Origin of the sequence: Acinetobacter sp. AOR41_HL (genome assembly GCF_027854645.1) — a bacterium.
GTDB lineage: Bacteria > Pseudomonadota > Gammaproteobacteria > Pseudomonadales > Moraxellaceae > Acinetobacter > Acinetobacter nosocomialis.
The window spans coordinates 196252-220833 of the sequence record NZ_JAKTHZ010000027.1 but is presented as its reverse complement, the minus strand read 5'-3'; the positions used below and the strand labels follow the sequence as shown (position 1 = coordinate 220833).

Below are 24582 nucleotides of genomic sequence, written 5' to 3'. Positions count from 1 at the left end.
TAGGGTGTGTTGACACTTTTAGCTTAAAAAAATAGCGAAGTAGTAAAATCAAATCGCCAAACCCAATTTTACTATTCGCTATGCCTCGTACCATGCTGACAGATCAACACTGGCAAAAGTTGAAAGTTATTCTGCGTAATTTATCCATTCACCACAACTCAAATTTACGCAATTTTATTGAAGCTATTCTCTATAGAATTAGAACAGGCTGTCCGTGGCGAGATATTCCTTGCTGTTTTGGTCATTCAAACTCTATTTTCAAACGTTTTAATCGTTGGTCAAGCAGCGGTAAGTTTCTTAGATTATTCAAATTACTAGCCTCATGCCCCGATATGGAGTGGATTTTTATTGATGGCTCTCATGTACGTGCTCATCAACATTCTGCCGGCATAGCGAATCAATCTATTTCTAAAAGTGTAGGAGGAAACTCCTCAAAAATACATTTGATTGTTGATGCACATGGCAATCCTATTGATTTCATGATTACCGATGGAACCACACATGATGTTAAAGTTGCACCTGATTTAATATCAACATTAGATTTAAAAGAGACAAAAGTGGTATGTGCAGATAAAGGCTATGATTCAGAACCACTGCGTGAACAGATCAGGAAAACAGGGACTAAAGCGAATATACCAAAGAAAACAAATAGCCAATCGAACAATGACCATATGGACTGGTATTTATATAAAATCAGGCATTTAGTTGAAAATATGTTTTGTAGATTAAAGCAATTTAGAGGAATAGCTACTCGATATGACAAGCTCAAAAGAAATTATCAAAGTTCTGTTGCTTTAGCCTGTATATTTTTATGGCTACCTTTATAGGGTTAATTATGAACAGTAAATGTCAACAAACCCTACTAAGTTTAAACGGTTTATCTTAAAAAATTCTAATTGATTAGGTAAATATAAATTAGCCAAATAATTAAAGATATAAATTTATTGGAGAAATGTGTGAATGATCATGAGTTAAAAAGGAAAGTGGGCACACTTGAAATGGTAGTAGCCATGCTACTTTCAGGGAGTATTGGTCTATTTGTAATTAAATCAGGTCAATCACCCATTAATATTGTATTTTTTCGCTGCCTTATTTCAGCACTATGCCTAATACCCATCTGTTTATTCTATGGTTATTTTAAAAAAGTATACTTTGGCAAAAAAGAATTATTTTTAATGGTGAGTTCAGGCCTACTGATTATTTTTAACTGGGTTCTACTGTTTGCCGCTTTTCCCAAAACCTCTATTTCTTTAGCAACGATTGTTTATCACGTAAACCCGTTTGTCATTTTATTTTTAGGAGCTTTAGTTTTTCATGAAAAGCTAAATAAAAATGATGTGTTATGGACCATAGTCGCTTTTGTAGGCTTAATTGTGATTATAGGTTTGGGCAGTGCCTCGGTGAATACGAATGAGTTAATTGGCTTAGGGCTGGTTTTAGTTGCTACTACACTGTATTCAATATCTGTTCTAATGACTAAAAAACTAACCAATACACCGCCGTTATTAATTGTGCTTATACAAACCTTAAGTGGGGCCATTGTTATGACTCCGTTTATTTCGGTTTTTGCAAACCCACCGATAGGTCATCAATGGTTCTTTGTACTCGGGCTTGGGGTTTTACATACTGCATTTCTTTACTATTTAATGTACTCGGCAATTAAGAAAATACCTTTAAATAACATTGCGATCTTATCTTTTATTTATCCTATATCGACTATAGTCATTGATTATTTCTTCTTTGATCATGTGCTGACGAGTACTCAAGTTGTAGGTGCAGGTTTAATCCTACTAGGGGTGCTGGGCGTAAAATTGCACTGGAATGTTTTTGCGTTGAAGAGAGCGTAAATTTATTTAAGCTGAATATTCTTTTAGATTTAGTACCTTAAAAGCTCCTTGAAGAAAAGGAGCTTTTTAGTTCTTTTTGTTTTATTTAATAAAATAATTCATCCATATGGTCACTAATTTTTTCTTGAAGAAATGAGATTAGTTTGGCACATTGCTCATAAGTATTATTTTCGGCAAGCGTTATAGCACAGTAAAACGATAAACCTTAGAGTATAACTATGAAGCTTAAAGAATTAGCAGGTTGTGAGGAGTGCGATACCGTCTATCGTAGAGTCCCGCTTGCTTACGGAAAAAGAGCTTATTGTGTCTGCTGTGGTGCGGAACTATATCGGCATACCAAACCGTTTACCACGTTGTTAGCTTTAATTTTAACGGCCTTAATTGTATTTGTGATTGCCAATAGCTTTCCGATTGTAAAAATTGAGTTGCAAGGCAACATATCGGAAACCACTTTACTTGGTGCCGTATGGGTGATGTTTCATTATGATCGGGCCTTCGTCGGTGTCCTCATTTTAATCACTACATTTATAGTGCCGCTTTCATATTTGTTATTAATGGCTTATGTCCTTGGTACGGTGAGTGTATTTAAAAGACGCCCCAAGTTTTTAGTCGGTGCCTTACGTACTCTTTATTTTATGAGAGTGTGGGGAATGGTTGAGGTGTTCCTAATTGGAATTTTGGTCACTCTCGTAAAGTTAATGGGTATGGTACTGGTTATTCCCGAAATTGCCTTGTGGGCATTTGCGGTCTTAAGCCTATTAATGGTTTATATTACATCCATAAAAGTTAGTGACATATGGAACGAAATTGATAGGTCACAATTATGAAAACAATAAAAAATGTGACTACAGTGAAAACCGAAAATACCGATACGGTTCTAAAGCAATATCCAAGAGCCAAAGATCTTTCACTTATATTGTGTCACTGCTGCGGGTTATTAAACTCATCAAAAGTAGATAAAACGGTCGCTGGTAAAAAACATCAAGTTTTACGCTGTGTGAGATGTCACAGTGTGCTGCACCAACGTAAACCGGGAAGTTTAAACCGTACCTTTGCTTTAGTTGTTGCTGCAACTATTCTTTATATACCGGCAAATGTGCTGCCCATGACGGTGACTGACTCTCTTTTAGGAAGTCAGCAAGATACCATTATGAGTGGCGTGATTTATTTTTGGCAAAATGGAGACTATTTGGTATCGGTGGTCATTTTTATGGCCAGTATTTTTATTCCGATGCTTAAGCTATTTATTTTGTATTTCCTGTTATTGGTTGTATATATACAGTCATCGGCAGCTTGGAAATTTGCGCCTGAGCAATGTATTAAACTTTATCGAATTGTAGAATTTGTCGGGCGTTGGTCTATGATTGACGTGTTTGTGGTCGCTTTATTGACTGCTCTCATTCAAATTCAATCGCTTGCCACTATTTTAGCAGGGCCAGGTTCTATCGCTTTTGGTGCAGTTGTGGTTTTGACCATGTTTGCATCTTTAAGTTTTGACCCACGTATTATTTGGGATAATTTTTATGCATCTCAAAATACAAATAAACCCAATCAGTTTTCCTCGGAAAAAAACACAATTATTCAGGCAGAGCACTCGTCCTTGAATAATGATTCCATTAATCCCAGTCAATAAAAGAAAAATGAGTATGTCTGAAAACAAAACAACCAGCGGTACCTCAGATCATCATGAGACAGATGTTGAACTGGAAAACATGAATGATTTACCAGAACCTCAAGAAAAGAAAAATCGGTGGAAACCTTTACTCATCTGGATTGTCCCACTGGTTGCACTTTTAATTGCACTTTCACTCGCGGTGAAAGCGTTACTGTCGAATGGGCCAACGATTGAAGTGTCTTTTCGTACAGCCGAGGGTTTAGTCGCAGGTAAAACAACAGTTCGCTATAAGCAAGTTGATATTGGGGTGGTACGGCAGATTGCTCTTGCAGAAGATCGTTCGCGCGTTATTGCACGTATTGATTTACGTAAGGATGCAAGCAACTTTGCTGCCCAAGATTCACGGTTTTGGGTGGTGCGACCACGCATTGGGACGAGTGGAGTTTCAGGCATAGATACTTTATTGTCGGGTTCATATATTGAAGTGGATGGCGGGAAATCACCCGAGAAAAAACTTGAATTTACGGGGTTAGAAATACCACCCGTTATTACCTCAGATGTACCGGGCAAAGTATTTTTCCTAAAAGCTGATGATTTAGGGTCTTTAGATATCGGTTCACCGATTTATTATCGTCGAATTAACGTAGGACAAATTACCGCCTATAACTTAGCAGATGACGGTAAAAGCGTAGAGCTTCAGACTTTTATTCGTGCGCCGTATGATAAGTTTGTAACAACAGACGCTCGTTTTTGGCAGGCAAGTGGTATAGACGTCACCTTAAATGCTTCAGGCTTTAATTTAGATACTCAGTCGCTTGCAAGTATTGTCGCTGGGGGTATTGCGTTTGGTTTCCCTGAAAACTCAAATGCAACTGTAGCAGCCAATAAGAGTCACTTTAATCTTTGGGACTCAAAAGCTGAGGCATTAAAAGAACCAGATGGACAACCACGTGGTGTGATTATGTACTTCGATCATTCATTACGCGGGTTAGCAGTTGGTGCACCAATCGACTTCATGGGTATTGAAATTGGTAGTGTTAAATCAATTAATGCAGAGTTTTATAACAACTATAAACAGATTCGTATGCGTGTTGAGGCGGTAATTTATCCGTCACGCGTTGAAAATGGCTTGGCACTCAATCCAAACAGTGAAATTTTCAAAGATTTTGTTGAGCATGGATGGCGTGCACAAATGAGAACGGGCAACCTCTTAACAGGCCAAAACTATATTGCGTTAGACAAGTTCCCTAAAGCTAAACCGGCAACTTTACAAACACTAAATGATGGTCGTGTAGTGATTCCAACCACTGCAACAGAGCTAAGTGGTTTGCAGGCGCAGGTTTCTCAAATTGCTGACAAGTTAACCAAATTCCCGTTAGTAGAAATTGGGCAGGATGTTCGTAAAACGCTTAAAAACATGAATACAGCTATTGAGTCAACTGACAAGCTGGTTAAACAGTTAGACGGTAAAGTCGCACCTGGTTTACAGGCAACCTTAGACGATGTTCGTAAAACTGTAAGATCGTCCGAGTCTATCTTGTCGAGTGATGCGCCGTTACAACAAGACGTACGTAAAGCACTGCAACAGATGACTCGTGCGGCTGCTTCTTTACAGCTCATGTCAGATTATATTGAGCAACATCCTGAATCTATTATTCGTGGTAAGAGACCAGAGGCCAACGATGAAAAATAAAAAGAACCAATCATTTCAACACTCTCAAGTAGCCAAATGGCTGCTTGGGAGTGGGGTACTTTTAACAGCGGTTGCTATGACAGCCTGTTCTAGTTCGCCAACGCCAAACTACTATACGATTAGTCCTAAAGTAACTCCGGCAGTCAACTCAAGTATTCGAGTTATTGAAGTTCTACCAGTTGGACTTCCAGACCGTTTAGATCGTGCGCCTTTGGTGCTACAGGACAGTAATGGCAAGTCAACAGTATTGGATAATGAGCGTTGGACTTCGACTATGAGTACGCAATTACGTGATACCTTGTCGGCGGGTTTACAGCAAAAGTTAGGCGCTATTGATAGCTATAGCAGTGGGCTTGCTGGAAATAATCAGCCTTTATACCGAGTTTCTACAGACTTTTCTCATTTCGATATTGTAGATAACAGCAATATCAATGTTGCAGTGTCTTGGGTGGTGAAGCGTCAAATACCGCCTACTCAATTAGAATCATCTAATCCAAAAGTCATCACGAATGCGGGTTCGCAGCTCAATTGTCGAATTGCTTTTAAGCAGCCGATTGATCAAAAAGCTAAAAAACTTGAAGCAATTGTTAGTGCTTCAAGTGAGGCAATGAGCCAAATTATTAATACGGTTTCTTCTTCCATCTTGGCGCTAGATTCAAATAAAAAAGTAGTCGTCAACAATGGTATTTGTTCGTAGCAAGTTGTTTTAAAAAAACCTTTATCTGCCTAAAAACAGATAAAGGTTTTTTTATTTTAGTTGCCTCTATAGGTTGAGTAACCGTAAGGGCTGAGCAGTAACGGAATATGGTAGTGATTTACACTGCCGTCCACTTTAAAAATCACGGGTACTTCGCTAAAGAACGTTTGCTGTTTGTTCTTTTTAAACCATTCTTCAGTTTTAAACGTAACTTTATAAACACCTTGTTCTAGTTTTTTATTTTCCGGATAGAGCGCAGTAATACGACCATTTGAGTCTGTCACTTGTTGGTTGAGTTTCACCCACTGGTTATTGGTGTTTTTCTCCAAAACTACTTCAACCTGAGAAGAGGGTAAACCTGTCTCTAGGTTTAATACATGCACGCTAAGCGGATTGGTTTGTGCAAATGTAGCTGAGGCTATAAATAAAGAAGATAAAGCAATAAATGATTTAGTCATGGTGTAGCTCCTTATGAGTTAAAAACGGTTTCAATGGCTTTGCTTGCACATTGATTGTCATTTTGCGCGCCGCCAGCACCCGCAACCCCAATTGCGCCGATCACTTGGTTCTCAAAACGGACAGGTACGCCACCGCCTAACAAAAGTAAATTTGCTACGGTGGTTAAATTTTTTGCATCGGGGTTTTGGTTACTGTTTTGGCTTAAAACTAAGGTCGATGTTTTGGTCGATAACGCGGTATATGCTTTTTTCTCGGCAGCCATTAAATTATGCGGGCCTACCAACTCATGCCGCTCGGCAGTTAAAGTATTACCGCCACGATCTACCACAACGACCGCAATATTTTGATTTAGTTGTTTACATGCCTGTTTAGCACTGTCAGCTAGCAGATGGGCGGTTTTAAGATCTAAGGAATAAACTTGATTCAAAGCAGGAGGCTGTGCAAAAGTACTATTTGCAAATAGCACTGTTGTGAGTAGCAGCCAGTTTATTTTGTTCATAATGATTGCCTCTATGTCGCTTTGAAAATCTTAAACAAATTGCCTAATTTCAAGCATGACAATCACATTACAAAGTTGTCATTTTTCTAATGAGTCTCTACAAAATGCGTATTCTTATTATTGAAGACGAGATCAAAATCGCCACTTATTTGGTCAAAGGGTTAAAAGAATCCGGATACCAAGCCGAGTGCGTACATTTAGGGCTTCAAGGTTTGGAAATGCTAAAAAGAGATCAATATGACTTGCTTATTCTTGATGTGATGTTGCCAGACATAGAGGGTTGGAGCGTATTACAAGTACTACGCCAGTTCTCAAAAATTCCGGTGATTTTCTTAACGGCAAAAGATCAGGTCATGGATAGAGTGAAAGGGTTAGAGTTAGGTGCAGATGACTACTTGGCTAAACCCTTTTCCTATATTGAACTCTTGGCACGCATTAAAAGTTTGTTAAGACGACAGCAGTATTTGCAAGAAAATGAGTTGTCTATTAGCGATTTAAAAATGGATTTGGTGGGGCATAAAGTATGGCGTAATGGCAACTTAATCGAACTGAGTAAAACCGAATTTAACTTATTACGTTATTTATTGGTCAATAAAGAACAAATCGTGACGCGTAGACAAATCGGTTCTGAGGTTTGGAATATTAACTTTGACACTGATACTAACTTTATTGACGTCGCAGTACGCCGTTTAAGAAGCAAAATTGATGAAGGATATGAACCAAAACTTATCCATACCATCCGTGGCTTGGGCTATAAAATTTCGGTTAGCTTATGAACTTTAAATTTCTGCGTTCGCTTGAAGTCCGTATTACCATACTGGTCACGCTTTGTTCGGCTCTCATTTTATGTTCAGTCGGCTTTATGACCTATTTAGGCATTAACCAAATTTTATTAAAGCAGCAAGATAAAGCTTTAGTCGACCGAATTAATCGTTTGGAAATTTTGCTACAAGACAGTGAAAATGTTGAGCAAATTATTGCGCGTCCTAAGCTGTATCAAAACATGCTTGGCAACCAAGACAACTTATTTTTACTCATTCATAAAGACAAAGCTTTAATTAATATCAATCCACTCCATATTCAGCTACCTCAGCTTGCAGAGCGAACAAATCTTCAATTTCAGGACTTGGCTAACAACTCATATCCAACGCGAATTGCATGGAAAACCATCACTATTAATCAGGAACCTTATCTGCTTATTGCGGGTAAACAGTGGTCTGAGCGCATCAATATTCTTTTACCATTTCAAAAGAATCTTTTGATGTATGTGGTAGGAGGAATTCTTGCAATTTTTGCTCTTTGTATTTTGATATGCCATTTAGGGTTGCGTTCGCTACAACGGCTTCGCAAGCAAACTCACTCAATTAACGTAAATCAGCTACAAAAACGCTTAGACCTATCAAATACACCTTTAGAAGTTGAGCTGCTTTCTAAAGATATAAACCATATGCTTGAACGTATTGAAAAGGGCTATACGCAGCTCAATCGTTTTTCTGAAGATATCGCACATGAGTTCCGTACGCCGTTAAATAACTTGATAGGACAAACCGAGATTGCTTTAACAGATGAGCGTTCAGTAGAGCAATATCAAGATTTGTTGGTGTCTCATTTAGAGGATTATCACAGATTAAAACGCATGATTGATAGCATGTTGTTCTTGGCAAGAGCCGATCAAAAAATGGTGCTTGTTAACAAACAGCAAATCAATATTCAGGACGTTTTAGATGGGCTATGCCAGATTTTTGAATATCAATTTGAGGAACAAGACTGCCACATTAGTTTTAATCTAGAAGTTCCAATGTTATTTGCAGATCCAGAGTTATTTCAACGAGCGGTTTACAACCTTGTTTTAAATGCGCTGGTTCATGGGGGCTATAACAGAACTATCTTGGTTACAAGTAAATATAAGACACTTGATCACAAGAATATGGTGAGCCTAAGTGTGATAACCAGTGGTATTTCAATTGCTGAATATCAACTTGAACATCTTTTTGAAAGATTCTACCAATGTCATTCAAGCCGAACTGATGAGAGTCAAACAGGAGGCTTAGGTCTATCTATTGTGGCTTCTATTATGGATTTACATCATGGTTCATACCGTGCTTATAACACGGCTGTAGGAGTATGTTTTGAGCTTGATTTTCCAATTGCAGATACTCCATAGAAATACAATTAACTACCTATAAATGTTGCTTAATTTTAAATTTCACACTTTGTTCACAACCCTCTGAAGTATGTTTAAACATATGAAATAAATATAGGAGGATCATGATGAAATTATTATTTAAATCAATTGTGATGAGTAGCAGTCTGGCCGCGGTTAGTTTATTGGCCCCTTTAAGTACCTATGCAGAAACTACCACTAAACCCGTAGCTGTTGACGCTATCGATATTAATAAATATGTAGGTAAGTGGTATGAGATTGCGCATTTACCTATGTTTTTTCAGCGTAATTGTATAGCCAATACAACAGCAACCTATTCGATTAACGCAGATAAAACCGTGGGTGTTTTAAATAGTTGTACGAATAAAAAAGGCGAAGTGATTTCATCCGAAGGTGTGGCTTATCCGCAAAATGAAGGTAATAGTAAACTAGAGGTAAGCTTCTTACCTTCCGGTTTAAGATGGATTCCTTTTACTAAAGGTGACTATTGGGTGCTCAGAGTTGACCCAGATTATCAAGTCGCTTTGGTGGGTGGGCCAAGTACAGAATATTTGTGGATTCTTTCTCGTAGCCCTCAAATTGATCAAGCAACATATAACTCTTATTTGCAAACGGCAAAACATTATGGCTATGATGTTTCCAAACTCATTAAAACAACACAAACAAATTATTGAAATCGCTGATTATGTTGGCTTTTAAATTTGGCTCATAAATCTGTGAACTTCACATAAAATTCATTGCGCATTTTCTAAATTAGAACCAAAAGAAATGCTTTAGATCAGGAAGAATCAATGTCTAAATTTTTTCTACGCTGGATCGATAGCTGGTCAGATTCAGAAAATGCGCAAATGGATGCTTCTAGCGAATATGTCATTGAAAAGAAAATTCAATGGTTAAGAATCATACCTTTTATTGTATTACACATCGCTTGTTTAGCTGCTTTTTGGGTAGGGGTGTCTTGGTTCGCTGTGATCTTCATGCTTGGCTTTTACCTAATACGCATGTTTGCAATTACCGCTTTTTTTCACCGTTATCTTTCCCATAAAACTTTTCAAACCTCCCGTATTGTCCAATTTATTTTTATCTTGATTGGAACCATGAGTGCACAGCGCGGACCATTATGGTGGGCAGCACACCACCGTTATCACCATCATTTTACTGACACCGAACAAGATCCGCATTCAGCGAAAGCAGGTTTTTGGTATTCGCATGTAGGCTGGTTTTTAAACGAACAGAATTTTGCCACTCGAAAAAAAGTCATTAAAGACTGGTTGAAGTATCCGGAACTGATTTGGCTTGACCGATTTAGCTTACCTGTTGTGATTTTGACGGCTTTGGCAATTTACGGTTTAGGTTCATGGCTGGCGCAGCGTTTTCCTGAGTTAGGTACCAATGGCTTACAGCTTTTGGTATGGGGTTTTGTGATTTCTACTGTGCTGTTAACACATGCGACTTTATGTATTAATTCACTTGCGCATCGTTATGGTTCACGAGAGTTTAATACGGCTGACGATAGCCGTAATAACTTTTTCCTCTCTTTAATTACCTTAGGTGAAGGATGGCACAACAACCATCACTTTTACGCGGGTAGTGTGCGACAAGGTTTTTATTGGTGGCAGATCGATATTACCTTTTATGTATTAAAAGTCATGTCTTTATTTGGTTTGGTATGGAGATTAAAGCCAGTACCAGAGAAGGTTTATCAATATAAAAAAATTAAAAATCTGCCGATAGAAAAAATTGAAAATGGGGAGGTGTTATGAAAATTGCCATTATTGGTTCAGGTATATCGGGGCTTTATGCGGCTTGGAAATTGTCAAAACAACATCAGGTTACGATATATGAAAAAAATAACTATTTTGGCGGTCATACAGATACGCATGAGCTTTATATAGACGGCGCTAAGGTTGCGGTAGATAGCGGTTTTATTGTGTTTAATGACTATAACTACCCGTTATTTACTGACATGCTTAAAAATTTGGGAGTTGAAACCCAATATAGTGATATGAGCTTTTCGGTGAATAATCTGGTCAGTGGACTTCAATATAATCCTTCAAAAAAATGGTCGCTCTTTGCTCGTCCGCAAAACTTTTTAAATCGTAAATTTCTACAGATGCTCTCAGACTTGCTGCGTTTTTACGATGATAATAAAGATATAGACGTGACAGATCTAGATCCTAATTTAGCGATTGAAGACTATTTAGATCAACATAAATATAGTGCCGAGTTCCGCTATGAGCATCTTTATCCGATGTGCGGTGCATTATGGTCGGCACCTGTTGAGCAGGTAGGCCAAATTCCATATCGATTTGTGGTAAGTTTTTTTCAGCATCATCGTATGTTGCAGCTAAAAGAGCGGCCACAATGGCAAACGGTTAAACACGGTTCGGCAAGTTATATTCGTGCTATTCAAAAGAGTTGCCCATCACTTGAATGGAAGTTTGCAGAAGTAAAAAGTGTGAGCCGTTCCCCTGAAATCGTGTGGATCGAAACTTCAGAAGGGCAAGCACAATATGACTGGGTGATTTTTGCTAGTCATGCTGATGATAGTCTAGGTTTAATAAAAGATGCTTCATCGCTTGAACAAGAGATATTAAGTCAGTTTGGTTATCAAGATAATCATATGGTGGTACACCGTGATCTTTCAATTATGCCTAAAAGCCGTTTGCAGTGGGCAAGCTGGCATGTACATGTAACTCCTACATCGCAAGTTCAAAACAGTGAGTCTGCCATACATTATGGTTTTACTTATTGGATGAACAATTTACAAAACTTACCCTGCAAAACTCAGATTTTCTGTACTTTAAATCCCAATGTGCAAATTAAAGCCGAAGATATTTTGGTTGAACGTCATTATCGACATCCGGTATTTGATGCAAAAGCGATTCAAGCTCAATCTCGTTGGCAAGAAATTAGTGGGCAAAATCGTACTTCATTTTGTGGAGCATATTGGGGATGGGGCTTTCATGAAGATGGCGCCCGCAGTGCAGCACGTGTTGTAGAGCAACTCTTAGCGTTATAAAAAATAAAACGGGAGCTTATCAAATGTTATTAAATAAACTGGCTATCGCTCCCGCACTTATTCGTCACAGACGTTATAGTCCCAAAACTCATCAATTTACATCGACCTTAAATTATTTATGGTTTGACCCAGATCAATTAAATGAAATTACACAAGATTGTTTATTTTGGTCGACTGATCATTGGAATGTATTAAAACTATCCGAAAGTGATTTTTTAAATATGTATAGCGGTTCGGTAAAGGATCGGGTAGGAAAAGCGCTACTGCAAAATAACAACTTATATATGGGTTCAGATTGGCAAATCAGAGTATTGGCTTTGCCTCGTTGTTTGGGTTTTCGGTTTAATTCAGTCGTATTTTATTTTGTTTTAAGCCAAACAGGCCAACCACTATTTATTCTTAGCGAAATTACCAATACCCCGTGGAATGAGCGAAAAGTCTATACACACGACTGTATAAAACAACAAGGTCAGGTGGGTGATTATCAGAGTTTCGATTTTAACTTTGAAAAATCATTTCATGTTTCGCCGTTCATGCCCATGCAGTTGACTTACCGTTGGCGGTTTAGTTTTTCAGACTTACAAAATGTTATTCATATGCAGCTCTTTGAAGAGAAAAAACAAGTCTTTGATGCCACTATGCGCTTTGAACTTGTGCCCATCACATTTCCTTCACAGCAATATCGATATGCTCTTATCAACAGCCTAGCGCCTTTTAAAATGCTGTTTTCCATATATTTAGAGGCATTTAAGTTGTGGCGAAAAAAAGTTCCATTTTATCGTCATCCTAAAAAGATCAAGGTAGATAAGACATGATAAAAACATTTCTTTATGGTGAAGATGACTCGCTACCATTACTGCTCAAGAGTCTTCTTAAATTACGTCATGGACAGATTACTTTTCAGGGCGCGTGGAATGGGACGGTCGGTGAAGTTTCAGATCTTCACGCTGTAATTGAAGTTCATAATCCTCTACTGATGGATCTCATTTTAAAAAATGGTGTTTTAGGAGCAGCAGAAGGGTATATCCGTGGTGATTGGAGCAGTGAGCAACTTGTCGAGTTGATTCAGATATTAGCGCGTAATCGAGATGTATTAGACCAAATCAACCAGAATGTTGTTGCCCAAGCCAGTCAGTTTTTTCTTAAGGCGTGGTATCAAAACCGGAAGAATTCCATAAGTGGTAGCCGTAAAAATATTGCTGAGCACTACGACTTAAGCAATGACTTTTTTAAATTGTTTTTAGATCCGACTTTAATGTATTCGAGTGCAGTCTTTGAAAATGAAACCATGACTCTCGAAGAAGCATCCGATTTAAAAAAAGAGATTATCTGTAAAAAGCTCGATTTAAAACCAATGGATCATTTGGTTGAAATTGGAAGTGGGTGGGGTGGTTTTGCAATTTATGCAGCTCAACACTATGGCTGTAGAGTGACCACCATTACCATTTCACAGGCTCAATATGATGAAGCCATTACTCGCGTAAATGAAGCAGGACTATCTCACCGAATTGATGTACAACTCAAAGACTACCGTCTGCTTGAAGGTAAGTTTGACAAGTTGGTGTCAATTGAAATGGTTGAGGCAGTTGGTGCACAGTATTTATCGACATATTTTGACCAGTGCAAAGCACTATTAAAACCAAAAGGTTTAGCGTTTATTCAAGCCATCACCATTGAAGATTTCCGCTATAAGAAAGCACTCAACACTGTTGATTATATTAAACGCTATATTTTCCCTGGTAGCTTTATTCCTAGCATAACTGTATTGACTCAAACCGCGTCTGAAAGTGGTTTAAGGTTAAAGTCTTTAAATGACATTGGTCTAAGTTATGCGCAAACCATTCATCACTGGCGAGCGCGATTTTTAGCAGCCCGAGAGCAGGTTTTGGCTTTAGGTTTCGATGAAAACTTCATACGTATGTGGGATTTTTATTTATGTTATTGCGAGGGTGGCTTTAAAGAAGGTGTGATAAGCAACGTTCACTTGTTGTTTGAAAGTAGCAGTTACTAACTCAAACACATCAAGCAAGGAGAATGCGCATGTTATGGAATTTATTAATTCTGGATTTACTGATCATGTTGCTCAGTTGGCTACTTGCAACTCTAAATGGTCGTGCCGGAATTGTAGATGCCGCATGGAGTTTCTGTCTGGCAGTGAACATTATTGTTTCTTCTTTACTCATTTCGGTTGCTCCTGTCGAAGTACGACTGTTTATTGGTCTTTTCAGTGGATTATGGTTTTTAAGATTATTTTGGCACTTGTTAAGACGTTATCAATCTGAACAGAATGAAGATGGTCGTTACGCCAGTATGCGACAGGCAATGGGTAAGTTTCAGCATTTAGGTTTTTTCTTATTTTTTATCTTTCAAACCTTTTTAGTGCTTTTATTCTTTTTGCCGATGTGGTTGTTACTCAATGTAGAGGCACCTGCATGGGACAGCGGATATAAAATTACCCTAATTATTGCTGCTGTAGTTATGGGAACCGCCTTTATCGGAGAGCAGCTCGCTGATCAGCAGCTATACCGATTCAAATTAAACTCAGAACATCAGGGTAAAACCATGGACCAAGGTTTATGGCGCTATTCCCGTCATCCCAATTATTTTTTTGAATGGTTACACTGGTTTGCCTATCCAATTATTGGTTTAGCAGCAGGCCAATATTTATTGTGGATTTATCCGGTACTCATGTGGCTATTTTTATATTACGTCACGGGTATTCCATTTAGTGAAAAACAGGCAATTAAAAGTCGCGGTCAAAATTATCTTGATTATCAACAAAAAACGTCAATGTTTATACCGCGGAAACCAAAAAAATAGGTGCGCATATGGATTTTATCGTTCATCAGTCTTTGAAAATTGTTGAAAGTGGTGTGATTCCAGACCATGCAATTCGGGCTGCAATTCGAGCTTTAAGCAAAAAGCGTTTAATTCAGGAAGGCCGCTATGACCCTGAACAAGGGGCACAGCGCTATATGGATGTGCTTAATATGCTGAAAAAGAGCGAAATCGCCGTTGAAACAGATAAGGCAAACGAGCAGCACTATGAGTTACCAACCGAGTTTTTTCAGGCGGTGCTTGGAAAAAGACTTAAATATAGTGCATGTTACTTTCCCACCAAAACAACAACTTTAGATCAGGCAGAAGAGCTTGCACTTCAGCTTTATTGTGAAAGAGCACAACTTAAAAATGGTCAACACATTTTAGAGTTAGGTTGCGGTTGGGGTTCTTTAACTTTGTGGATGGCAGAAAACTATCCACGATCACAGATTACGGCTGTTTCAAATTCTGCAACCCAGAAAAAGCATATTCTCGGGCAAGCAAAGTTAAGAGGTTTAAGCAATATTGAAGTACTGACCTGTGATGTGAATGTTCTCGAATTAGACCAAGCCCGATTTGATCGAGTTGTATCGGTCGAAATGTTTGAACACGTTCGAAACTATCAGCGACTTTTTGAAAAAATTCAGCAATGGTTAAAGCCGGAAGGATTACTCTGGTGTCATATTTTCTGTCATCGCTTTTTGCATTATCCTTTTGAAGTAAAATCAGACTATGATTGGATGTCTAAGTATTTCTTTACTGGCGGTTTAATGCCTTCGACTTCAACTTTTTTGCATTTTCAAGAGCATTTAGAGTTGGCTCAACATTGGCAATGGTCGGGTGAGCACTATATGAGAACGGCAAATGCTTGGCTTAATAATATGGATAATCAAGAGGAAGAGCTCAAGCCACTGTTTAAAAAGATCTATGGGAAAGATGCCAATATTTGGTGGCAACGCTGGCGTATTTTCTTCATGGCTTGTGCTGAACTTTTTGGTTTTGAACAAGGACAAGAGTGGGTCATTGGTCACTTTTTATTTAAAAAGAGATCATTGTAATTTCGATAGCCTATCTCGGCGATAAAATATGATAAGAACTCGAAACGATGGCAAAGCTCATCCATTAGCCCAAATGTTCAATCGATATTATTGGTTGCAGATTGGTCTAATTGCCTTATCAATTGTGGTCGGGTTGGCTTGTAGTGCTTGGGTGATTAAAGGCTCGTTACTTAAAACCGCTTTAGAACAAGAAATGGAACATTACTGGTTGCGTATAGAACGTAACCCAAATGCAGACCTGCCAGATACTAAAAATTTATATGGATATCGGTGGAATACTCAAGTAGCCCCACAACCTTTTAAAGATATGCATCTAGAAAGTGGGGTACATCGGATATTTGTTGATGGCAAAGAACGTATGACGGTATATGGTGAACGTAATGGTCAGCATGTACTGTTGGTATTTGGCGAAAGTAATGTCAATAAGCTGGTTTGGCTTTTTGGTCTCGCACCACTTATGTTTAGTTTGTCTGTTTTATATAGTTTTTTGTGGTGGTCAAATCGAAGAGCAAGACGCTATTTTTCCCCTATTACCCGTTTGGCAAATGCATTAGAAAATATTGATTGGGCACACCAAGATACACAAGCTTCACCTTTTAAAGATATCAATACCAATGGCAATATGGAGGCGGAATATCTCAAACAAGCCTTGGAAAAATATCATCAGGTTTTAAGTGAATTTATTCGACGTGAACGAGAATTTACCGGCGATGTCAGCCATGAGTTACGTACGCCGCTCACGATTTTAAAAGGCAATGTACAACTTTGTCAGACTAAATATGGAGAAGACAAATCTTTAACTCGTCTTCACAATACAATTGAAGACATGCAATTGCTTGTCGACACCTTGCTCGCAATTGCCCGTAATACGGTAAAAAATTTACCGTCTGAAAAGAATTTATTATCTGAAATTGTGAGGGATTTAGTCGAAAGTTTAGAAGGGGTAAGTGTGAGTAAAGGTATACATATTCATATTCACCCAGACTCAGCCGAACAACCACGCTGGTTATATCCCTCTATGACTAAAATGGTTCTAGGCAATATTTTGCGTAATGCTCTGAATTATTCCCAAGGTTCACAAATCGATATTATCCAACAAAAAAATAGCTTAATTATTGCCGATAATGGTATCGGAATTTCTTTACCTAATGATATGAAAGTTCAGGAACTCAGCGACTCGCAACTTTCTTTAAAAGCCAAAGGACACGGCATCGGGTTACAATTGGTCCAAAAGCTTTGCAAACAATTAGGTTGGCGAGTTGAGTTGTTTGATCGGCAATATTACTTAACGACTCATCCTGAGCTGGATTTAGAGATGACCACAGGTTTAATAGTAGTCGTCTATTTAAATTAATCGGCAGTATCGTCTAAAGCAATTTTTAAACCTACGCCTGCTACTGTATGTAATAGTTTAGGGTCAAAAGGTTTATCTATCATTTTCCTTAAGTTATAGATGTGGCTGCGCAAAGCATCACTTTCAGGTTCTTCATCACCCCATAGCTCCATCATAAGTTCCTGTTTAGTTACTACTTTAGGAGACTGACGCATCAAAATTTTTAATAATTTAAATTGAATAGGGGGTAATTCGATATTGTTTCCGGCACGAATAACAGTTTGAGTTGCGCTGTCGAGAATTAAATCATGAATTTGAATTTTATGATTTGCGACTTCACCTGCAGCTCTTTTGATCAGTGCTCGAATACGCATGACCAACTCATTAAAATCAAATGGCTTAACTAAATAATCATCCGTGCCAGCAGTAAATCCTTTAAGTTTGTCATCTAAAGTATCTCTAGCAGTGAGCATAAGAATTGGCATATCAATGCCTTGTTCGGTCCGTAACCAGTTACACAAGTCATAACCTGAGCCATCGGGTAAGTTGATATCGAGCAACAAAAGATGATAATGCTGTGACTTAAGAAAAGAACGAGCTGCATCTAAATTACGCGCATGATCGATGACGTAACCATGTACTTCAAGAAATTCACACACGGTCGCCGCCAGTTCAAAATGGTCCTCAACCATGAGGATAAAATGATTACCCATGAGATTTTATTAAGCCATTAATTTAATAGTTGTTGTTTTAATTTAGCATTAAATGGTTCAGTACCAAACCAGATTTTAAAATATTGATTTGCATTCGGATTAATTATAGAACCGAGCAGCTTCTGGTTTAATTTTAGCTCTAGTTTTTGATTTTCATGATGATAAGAAAGACTATATAAATCTCCGCTCTTGATTGGTCTATAAAGCTCATTAATATGATTAAGCGGAGATTTCGCATCAAATCCACTAATATTCTTCTTTAAATAGTGAGTTGCTGCTCGCTTAAATGCCCACTCAGGAATATCTCGGTTATAACTAAAGTCCATTTTTATGCTTTGGTTCTGCCAACTTTTTAGGCAATCCTCAGCAAAGTAGCTAACATTTCCGACTTTTTGACTCGTTACCATTAAAGGAGCTGAACTGCATTTTTTCAGTTCAGCAGCATTTGCATGAGACGCAATTAAAATACCCAGTAGTATTAAGATTCGACTTTTTTGAATGGCAATATCCATTTATAAACTCCTCCAAATATAGGTAAAGAACGGTAGAGACCATTCGCAGGGTCCCAGAAGTCTTGTTGGAAAATAATTTGTTGTTGTTCATTAATTTTGATTTGACTAATGCCATAAGAAGCCATGGTTTTTGTACGGCCTAGCATTTTAAAGTCATAAGCCATATACCAATGAATATAGGCTGTATCTTGATGGTGAGTTGCGCTAATCAGTTTTAAAGTGACGTTACTTACTCGTGCGTTCATACCCTCAAAGTGTTTAATTAGATCTTTTTTTTGCGAGAACTGGGAAAGTGTATCGTTGATATAAAGCTGATCCGCATAAAGTTGACTCGCATTACTTACAAAAGAAGGTGTGCCTAAAGTGTTAAACGCAGCAACAAAACGGTGACCAATCTCTAGTGCTTGCTCATCATTTAATATGACGCCAGTAATTTGTCGTTCGGCTTTACCATAATCACCTGAGTAACTAGGCACGCTTTTGCATGCTGTTAGACCTACTAAGGTAATCAGCCCTAGGGCAGTGGTTATAATTTTCATATTTAAATCCTAGCCAACTTTATAAAATTAAATTAAAGAGGCTGTCGTGAAATTTGCGTGAATTCTTGAGTTTTTAGTTTTCACGTTAAAGGGAGAACTACAGATTCTTGTTTGCTTGTTTGAAGATAATTTTGAGGCTGTATATTTTTTAATATTAAAATAACTAGGCTAAGAAAAGATAAACAGCAATTTCCTTCTAGTCATGCCAAAGAAGCTGTAAATTTTGCTTTAGAGCAAAAAAACTAATGCTAGTTCTGTTACTCATCACTGCTTTTAATTCTTTTTGAAATAAGAGCGGATTACTGTCCAATTTGTTGAAAGCCAGCAGATGAGTGAACCGGCTGTAACCATAGCGGTTCCTTGCCAAAAGCTGATTGATAACTCGGTTTGTAAAACCAGCATGGCCAGTAAAGATGAAATGATTGGAGTGAAGTAAGAAGCCACCACTAGCATCGTGGTGTTGCCATGAATAATGCCAATATTCCATGCGGCATAACCTAGTCCAATTGCTGTAGAGGCAAAGACGAGAGATAAAGTCGTATTTAAATCGAGTGTAGGTAAAACAGCTTGACCACTAAAGAATAGCTTTAACCACAATGTTAGAGCGACGCCAATAAAGAAAATAGAAATAGGGTTTTGTCCTTTACCTATTTTCTTGGTTAATACACAGTACAAAGCCCAAATAATTGCACCTATAAAAGCCAAAATATAACTTAGAGGATTACTATAAAAATTGTCTATAACTCGACCTAGACTAAAATCGCCATTTCCGGTCTGAATAAAAGTAATGCCGAAAATTGAAATAATTAAACCTAAAATAATAAAGATATTAAATTTTAGCTCTTTAAAAATGACAAAAGCTAAAACAGTCAAGCTTGGCCAAAGGTAGTTCACAATGCTGACTTCAATCGCTTGTTGCGCTGTCTTTGAATAGGCAAGTGCAAACGAAAAGCAGAGTTCATAAGCGATAAATAAAATTGCACCTAAAATTAAATATTTTTTAGAAATTAACTTAAAGTTTGGTACTCTAAAAATAATAAGCAGTAGCAACGCACTTAGTGAATAGATCAGTGTAATGCCAACATCTGGTCCAATCACGGTCGTAATATGTTTTACAAAACCCACCATAGAGGCCCACATCAGGATGGCACTTAAACCAATTAATGTTGCTAAATTTTTTGACATAAGAAATAAATGAACTTAGTTGAACACCTGAGCTACAGTGAAAGTTAAAATAATTAAAGTAAGTCAGGGTAAAGGAATTTTTAATTAAAAAATAGGCACGGATAGATAATTACCTAATAAATGATTATCAGCAAACATAAATACTTTAGGTAATTAAACTAAATATAAGATATCAATTTATAGCTAAGCATTAAAGTAAGCTAAACGTCTAGAAAACACCCAGTTATGTATTAAAAGTTTAAAAATATAGCCGTTAATGCCGAGCACAGTTAAATAAATAAACTATAAGTCTCTCTCCTAAAGCATTACCCTGTGCATATTGCGAAAAAATAAGAAATGGAGATAAAAGATGCTTACACGTTTTTTACTGCCGACTTTAGGTACTACCGTTGTATGTATACTTACAGGATGTGCTTCATCCTCTCAATATCCAATTACCGAGAGTTACGGTCCAGAACCAAAGTTACCTGAACCAAAAACAAGCTTAATTCCAACCGTAAATATAGCACCAGCGAAGGGCTGGCCTAGGGGTGTTGCACCAACTCCGGCAGAAGGCTTAAAGGTAAAAGCATTTGCTAAAGGACTTGAACATCCACGTTGGCTCTATGTATTACCGAATGGTGATGTATTGGTCGCTGAAACAGATGCTCCGCCTAAACCCGAAGACAGCAAAGGCATTAAAGGTAAAATTATGACTTTCGTGATGAGACGAGCAGGATCATCTCATCCGAGTGCTAATCGTATTACTTTACTTCGTGATACCAATGGAGATGGAATAGCTGACCAGAAAACCGTATTTCTTCAAAATCTAAATTCACCATTTGGTATGGCACTGGTGGGGAACTATTTGTATGTTGCCAATACAGATTCACTTATGCGTTTCCCTTACCAAGAAGGTGCAACCAAAATTACTGCCAGTGGTACTAAAGTACTAGATTTACCGGGTGGTCCTTTAAATCATCATTGGACCAAAAACGTCATTGCCAATCGTGAAGGGACAAAGCTCTACATTACCGTCGGCTCCAATAGTAATGTAGCTGAAAATGGTTTAGATCAAGAAAAAGGCCGCGCACAAATTATGGAGTTTGATATTGCAAGCGGTCAGTCACGTCCATTTGCAACTGGACTGCGTAATCCAAATGGTATGGCTTGGCAACCTCAAAGCGGTAAACTCTGGACGGTGGTTAATGAGCGCGATGAAATTGGTAGTGACCTAGTACCTGACTATATGACCTCAGTTCAAGATGGCGCTTTTTACGGCTGGCCTTATAGCTACTATGGTCAACATATAGATGTACGTGTAAAACCACAAAATCCTGAAATGGTGGCTCGTGCAATTAAACCTGACTATGCATTAGGTAACCATACTGCTTCTTTAGGTCTCGCATTTTATGCAGCCGAATTGATGCCACAATTTAGAGGTGGGGCGATCATCGGTCAGCATGGTTCATGGAACCGTAAGCCTCATAGTGGTTATAAAGTTATTTTTGTACCATTTAGAAGTGGTCAGCCTTCTGGTCCACCGCAAGATATTTTGACGGGGTTTTTAAGTGATAAAGGCAAAGCGTATGGGCGTCCAGTTGGGGTGGCAATTGATTTTTCAGGAGCTGTGTTAGTTGCAGATGATGTCGGTAATACGATTTGGCGTGTTTCACCAGTTGCTGAAACAACTTATGAGAGTCCAACCCAGCAAACCATTAGTAGTTCAGTGACTCAACCTTAAAAAGGTTGGACAGAATAGGCCTATTTGATGCAAATATTACGGTTATCTGATTATCCTCAATACAAAGAAATGGCTGCACAGTGGTTCTCTGAAAAGTGGCAAATCCCTGTGGAAGCCTATCTTGAGAGTATCCAGATTTCCATTGATCAAAAGCATGCTATTCCACGGTGGTACATTGTTTTAAATGAAAATAAGCATTTAGTTGCTGGAGCGGGAGTCATTGATAATGACTTCCATGAGCGTAAAGATTTAACCCCAAACTTATGTGCTTTATTTGTAGAAGAGATCTATCGAAACCAAAACGTTGCAAAACACATTTTAGATTTTGTACGTGAAGACTTGAGTAATCAGGGTATCCAAACACTTTATTTAATAACGGACCATACCGAATTTTATGAAAAATGTGGTTGGCGGTTTTTAACGTTGGTAAAGGATGAGGAAGGCGAGATGGTACGTATGTATGTAGCAGATACCTAGAATTCAAATAGCCTCATTAGAGGCTATTTTTTTATGGCTTATTTATTTTTAAAATTTTTAATAATCATCAGAAGGGCAACCAGTGACAATAAGATAATAAAACCAATATAACTATTTGCCGTACTCATCAGCCCAATTTTTCCTACAAAATATCCAGCTAAAATTGCAGGAATACTAAAAGCCAAATAACTTTCAACAAAAAAAGCAGCCATAAGACCCGCACGTTCTTCAGGAAGCGCCAATGGCATTACACTACGAATAGCCCCCATAAACGCCGTACCAAAACCAACTCCAGTAATAATAGAACCTAAAAATAGAATTACAGCATTAGTCAGATTAATAGCGACAAATAAAACAGCTGCGCCAATAGCAATTGAGAGCGTACCGGTTAATAAAATACGAAAATTTGTCGACTTTCTAAGCGTTAATATACCTGCCGCACCTGAAAGGGCGAGCGCCATAAAGGTAATACCATTTAGCCATGCAGATGAAGTATGGAAAATTTTTGCCAATAACGATGGCATGAGTGACAAGAAAAAACCACTAACCATCCATAGTGCAATATTAATTGGACTAATAGTCAATAAAGCGCTTTTCGTTTGTGGAGGAATCGCCATCGCAGGTTTTAAAGAGGCAAGTGCGCCGGATCTTTTTTGTGCGGTTTCAGGAGTAAGAAAACTTAAAATGAGTTCCAAAATAAGAAGAAAGCATAAGAACTCAAAAACTACCCGTAAGGGTTGAGTAGAAAACTGTAAAATAGAACAGGTCAGAAAAATCCCAACAGCCATGCCTATCATGGGTGCGATACTATTAATCAGTGAACCATGTAATTTACTAAAATCTAAAATTGCTGCCCCTATAGCAGAAACTGCAAGACCAGTTGCTATACCTTGTAAGCCTCGTGCAATAAATAACATTGAAACATCTGATGCAAATAAGAAAAAACTCATCGAAATAATTTGCAGAGAAATAGCGGCAATGATGACTGGACGACGTCCAATATAATCAGACAGTGACCCAATAATGAGTAATGATCCCAGCAGTGTAAAAGCATAGGTTGCAAAAATTAAAGTCAGTGTGACAGGTGAAAATTGCCAGAGCTGTTGATATAGGCGGTAGAGTGGGGTTGGTGCACTAGATGCAGCCATAAATGTCATGAGCGTGATGGTATTAAGTGTCAAAGCACTCGCGGCATCTAATTGAAAAACAGCTCTTGACCGTTTTGAACTTGAATTGTTCATAGAACATGAATAACATAAAAGCGAATATTTAGCTTTTATACATTATTTTTACACTAAAGCAAATCCTTAGCTTTAGTGTATTTTGTATATAGATATAAATATTTATAAATTTTTCGAGACCTTTACAGAGTTTATAAATGGCAAAAGTTGTTACTGGATTACGCCCTGGTGGCCGTAGCGAAAGAATACAAACCGCGGTACATAATGCTGTAAAAGAATTACAAAAAGATTTCGAGCAAAGCCAGATTACCATTCCAATGATCGCTTCACAGGCGGGAGTAACACCTTCAACCATTTATCGTCGATGGGGAGACATCAATCAGTTATTTTCAGATGTAGCTTTAAATGAACTTAAACCTGATATGGAACCCAAAGATTTAGGTTCGTTTAAACAAGATATCACAGCATGGGTTGAGCAATATTTTGAAGAATATGCTTCCGAGGTGGGACAAGATTTATTACGAGATGTTCTGTATACATCAAATTCGGATTCTAATGCACGTATGTGCGAAAGTTTAATTATTCAGCAACTCGACATTATTCAAAATCGTGCAAAATTACGAAATGAGTTCACTATACCGAACCAAGAAATTATCGAAACTGTAATTGCACCCATGTTATTTCGGATTCTATTTACCAATCAGGAATTAAATTTAGATTATGTACGTAGTCTTTTAAAACGCCTATTTATTTAAAATCATAGAAATATGTTTGTCTTTTTAGTTAAAAATGGCTCATTTAATTAGCCTAAGCATATAGGTTTTTGTTTTTATTAAACAATTATATATCAATATTTCTTATTATTTAAAAATTAAATTCTCATAATTTAGAATAAATATGAATTTATTTTAATCATTTATTTTTGAAATGATGATTTTATTCATTGTAAAATTAATACTGAAAGCATTCAAGGAAGTTTTAAATAATATAAATCATATAATAAACATAGGGTTATCTGGAATTTTAATTATTTTTAAGAAATTTA

General features: G+C 37.7%; 25 protein-coding genes and 1 pseudogene. 19 read left to right on the top strand and 7 right to left on the bottom strand.

What is annotated here, in order from left to right; all coding sequences use genetic code 11:
• Window positions 1–80: 80 nt before the first annotated feature.
• The 6 genes and pseudogenes from MKL35_RS11770 (at window position 81) to MKL35_RS11745 (ending at window position 5852) form a co-directional block, all read left to right on the top strand.
• A pseudogene (locus MKL35_RS11770) lies at window positions 81–846 on the top strand (IS5-like element ISAba31 family transposase).
• 110 nt (window positions 847–956) lie between these two features.
• Entirely contained in the window at window positions 957–1847 is an 891-nt protein-coding gene (locus MKL35_RS11765) for a DMT family transporter (protein ID WP_032010656.1), read from the top strand.
• Window positions 1848–2065: 218 nt separating this feature from the next.
• Window positions 2066–2674, top strand: coding sequence for a paraquat-inducible protein A (locus tag MKL35_RS11760; RefSeq protein WP_002049163.1), 609 nt, complete (start codon window positions 2066–2068; stop codon window positions 2672–2674).
• A complete protein-coding gene (locus tag MKL35_RS11755) occupies window positions 2671–3480 on the top strand; it encodes a paraquat-inducible protein A (protein ID WP_032010659.1) in 810 nt (269 codons plus the stop codon). The genes MKL35_RS11760 and MKL35_RS11755 overlap by 4 nt, the downstream gene beginning before the upstream one ends.
• A 7-nt stretch (window positions 3481–3487) precedes the next feature.
• Window positions 3488–5155, top strand: coding sequence for a PqiB family protein (locus MKL35_RS11750; protein WP_002049115.1), 1668 nt, complete (start codon window positions 3488–3490; stop codon window positions 5153–5155).
• A complete protein-coding gene (locus MKL35_RS11745; protein WP_004707996.1) occupies window positions 5145–5852 on the top strand; it encodes a PqiC family protein in 708 nt (235 codons plus the stop codon). Before MKL35_RS11750 ends, MKL35_RS11745 begins: the two co-directional genes overlap by 11 nt.
• Before the next feature lie 56 nt (window positions 5853–5908).
• On the opposite strand, the gene uraH is transcribed toward MKL35_RS11745, so the two are convergent.
• Window positions 5909–6310, bottom strand: a complete 402-nt coding sequence (gene uraH, locus MKL35_RS11740; RefSeq protein ID WP_000167348.1) for a hydroxyisourate hydrolase — start codon at window positions 6308–6310, stop codon at window positions 5909–5911.
• 11 nt (window positions 6311–6321) lie between these two features.
• Window positions 6322–6810 (bottom strand): GlcG/HbpS family heme-binding protein, encoded by a 489-nt coding sequence (locus MKL35_RS11735; RefSeq protein WP_004708000.1) that lies wholly within the window; start codon window positions 6808–6810, stop codon window positions 6322–6324.
• A gap of 104 nt (window positions 6811–6914) precedes the next feature.
• Between MKL35_RS11735 and MKL35_RS11730 the strand changes: the two genes are divergently transcribed.
• The 10 genes from MKL35_RS11730 (at window position 6915) to MKL35_RS11685 (ending at window position 17228) form a co-directional block, all read left to right on the top strand.
• Complete coding sequence (locus MKL35_RS11730) at window positions 6915–7586, top strand: heavy metal response regulator transcription factor (RefSeq protein WP_001221367.1); 672 nt, start codon at window positions 6915–6917, stop codon at window positions 7584–7586.
• A complete protein-coding gene (locus tag MKL35_RS11725) occupies window positions 7583–8974 on the top strand; it encodes a heavy metal sensor histidine kinase (protein ID WP_032010663.1) in 1392 nt (463 codons plus the stop codon). The genes MKL35_RS11730 and MKL35_RS11725 overlap by 4 nt, the downstream gene beginning before the upstream one ends.
• A gap of 107 nt (window positions 8975–9081) precedes the next feature.
• Complete coding sequence (locus MKL35_RS11720; protein ID WP_002049130.1) at window positions 9082–9648, top strand: lipocalin family protein; 567 nt, start codon at window positions 9082–9084, stop codon at window positions 9646–9648.
• 117 nt (window positions 9649–9765) lie between these two features.
• A complete protein-coding gene (locus MKL35_RS11715) occupies window positions 9766–10737 on the top strand; it encodes an acyl-CoA desaturase (protein ID WP_032010664.1) in 972 nt (323 codons plus the stop codon).
• Window positions 10734–11996, top strand: coding sequence for an NAD(P)/FAD-dependent oxidoreductase (locus MKL35_RS11710; protein ID WP_032010665.1), 1263 nt, complete (start codon window positions 10734–10736; stop codon window positions 11994–11996). The genes MKL35_RS11715 and MKL35_RS11710 overlap by 4 nt, the downstream gene beginning before the upstream one ends.
• 23 nt (window positions 11997–12019) lie before the next feature.
• Entirely contained in the window at window positions 12020–12811 is a 792-nt protein-coding gene (locus tag MKL35_RS11705) for a DUF1365 domain-containing protein (protein WP_032010668.1), read from the top strand.
• On the top strand, window positions 12808–14007 hold the full coding sequence (locus MKL35_RS11700; RefSeq protein WP_004886395.1) for an SAM-dependent methyltransferase: 1200 nt from the start codon (window positions 12808–12810) through the stop codon (window positions 14005–14007). The genes MKL35_RS11705 and MKL35_RS11700 overlap by 4 nt, the downstream gene beginning before the upstream one ends.
• A gap of 29 nt (window positions 14008–14036) precedes the next feature.
• Window positions 14037–14816 (top strand): DUF1295 domain-containing protein, encoded by a 780-nt coding sequence (locus MKL35_RS11695; protein WP_270913688.1) that lies wholly within the window; start codon window positions 14037–14039, stop codon window positions 14814–14816.
• Window positions 14817–14824: 8 nt separating this feature from the next.
• Window positions 14825–15874, top strand: a complete 1050-nt coding sequence (locus MKL35_RS11690; protein WP_002049152.1) for an SAM-dependent methyltransferase — start codon at window positions 14825–14827, stop codon at window positions 15872–15874.
• 28 nt (window positions 15875–15902) lie between these two features.
• The gene (locus MKL35_RS11685; RefSeq protein WP_004708017.1) at window positions 15903–17228 is read left to right on the top strand and encodes a sensor histidine kinase; all 1326 of its coding nucleotides are present in this window, start codon (window positions 15903–15905) and stop codon (window positions 17226–17228) included.
• On the opposite strand, the gene MKL35_RS11680 is transcribed toward MKL35_RS11685, so the two are convergent.
• From MKL35_RS11680 to yddG, 4 genes are all read right to left on the bottom strand, one after another.
• Window positions 17225–17920 carry a response regulator transcription factor gene (locus MKL35_RS11680; protein WP_004708019.1) on the bottom strand — a complete coding sequence of 232 codons (696 nt, stop codon included), beginning with the start codon at window positions 17918–17920 and terminating at the stop codon, window positions 17225–17227. The genes MKL35_RS11685 and MKL35_RS11680 overlap by 4 nt on opposite strands.
• A gap of 17 nt (window positions 17921–17937) precedes the next feature.
• On the bottom strand, window positions 17938–18432 hold the full coding sequence (locus tag MKL35_RS11675; protein WP_016805092.1) for a chalcone isomerase family protein: 495 nt from the start codon (window positions 18430–18432) through the stop codon (window positions 17938–17940).
• Window positions 18399–18971: a nuclear transport factor 2 family protein gene (locus MKL35_RS11670; protein ID WP_270913683.1), complete on the bottom strand. Its 573-nt coding sequence runs from the start codon at window positions 18969–18971 to the stop codon at window positions 18399–18401. Before MKL35_RS11670 ends, MKL35_RS11675 begins: the two co-directional genes overlap by 34 nt.
• Window positions 18972–19244: 273 nt before the next feature.
• Window positions 19245–20156 (bottom strand): aromatic amino acid DMT transporter YddG, encoded by a 912-nt coding sequence (gene yddG / locus MKL35_RS11665; RefSeq protein ID WP_032010674.1) that lies wholly within the window; start codon window positions 20154–20156, stop codon window positions 19245–19247.
• Window positions 20157–20505: 349 nt separating this feature from the next.
• Between yddG and MKL35_RS11660 the strand changes: the two genes are divergently transcribed.
• Together MKL35_RS11660 and MKL35_RS11655 are read left to right on the top strand one after the other, a co-directional pair.
• Window positions 20506–21879, top strand: a complete 1374-nt coding sequence (locus tag MKL35_RS11660) for a PQQ-dependent sugar dehydrogenase (protein WP_032010676.1) — start codon at window positions 20506–20508, stop codon at window positions 21877–21879.
• Between the two features lie 27 nt (window positions 21880–21906).
• Entirely contained in the window at window positions 21907–22356 is a 450-nt protein-coding gene (locus MKL35_RS11655) for a GNAT family N-acetyltransferase (protein ID WP_032010679.1), read from the top strand.
• A gap of 38 nt (window positions 22357–22394) precedes the next feature.
• On the opposite strand, the gene MKL35_RS11650 is transcribed toward MKL35_RS11655, so the two are convergent.
• On the bottom strand, window positions 22395–23597 hold the full coding sequence (locus MKL35_RS11650) for an MFS transporter (protein WP_032010681.1): 1203 nt from the start codon (window positions 23595–23597) through the stop codon (window positions 22395–22397).
• 137 nt (window positions 23598–23734) lie between these two features.
• Between MKL35_RS11650 and MKL35_RS11645 the strand changes: the two genes are divergently transcribed.
• Window positions 23735–24292 carry a TetR/AcrR family transcriptional regulator gene (locus tag MKL35_RS11645; RefSeq protein ID WP_002049198.1) on the top strand — a complete coding sequence of 186 codons (558 nt, stop codon included), beginning with the start codon at window positions 23735–23737 and terminating at the stop codon, window positions 24290–24292.
• Window positions 24293–24582: the final 290 nt, after the last annotated feature.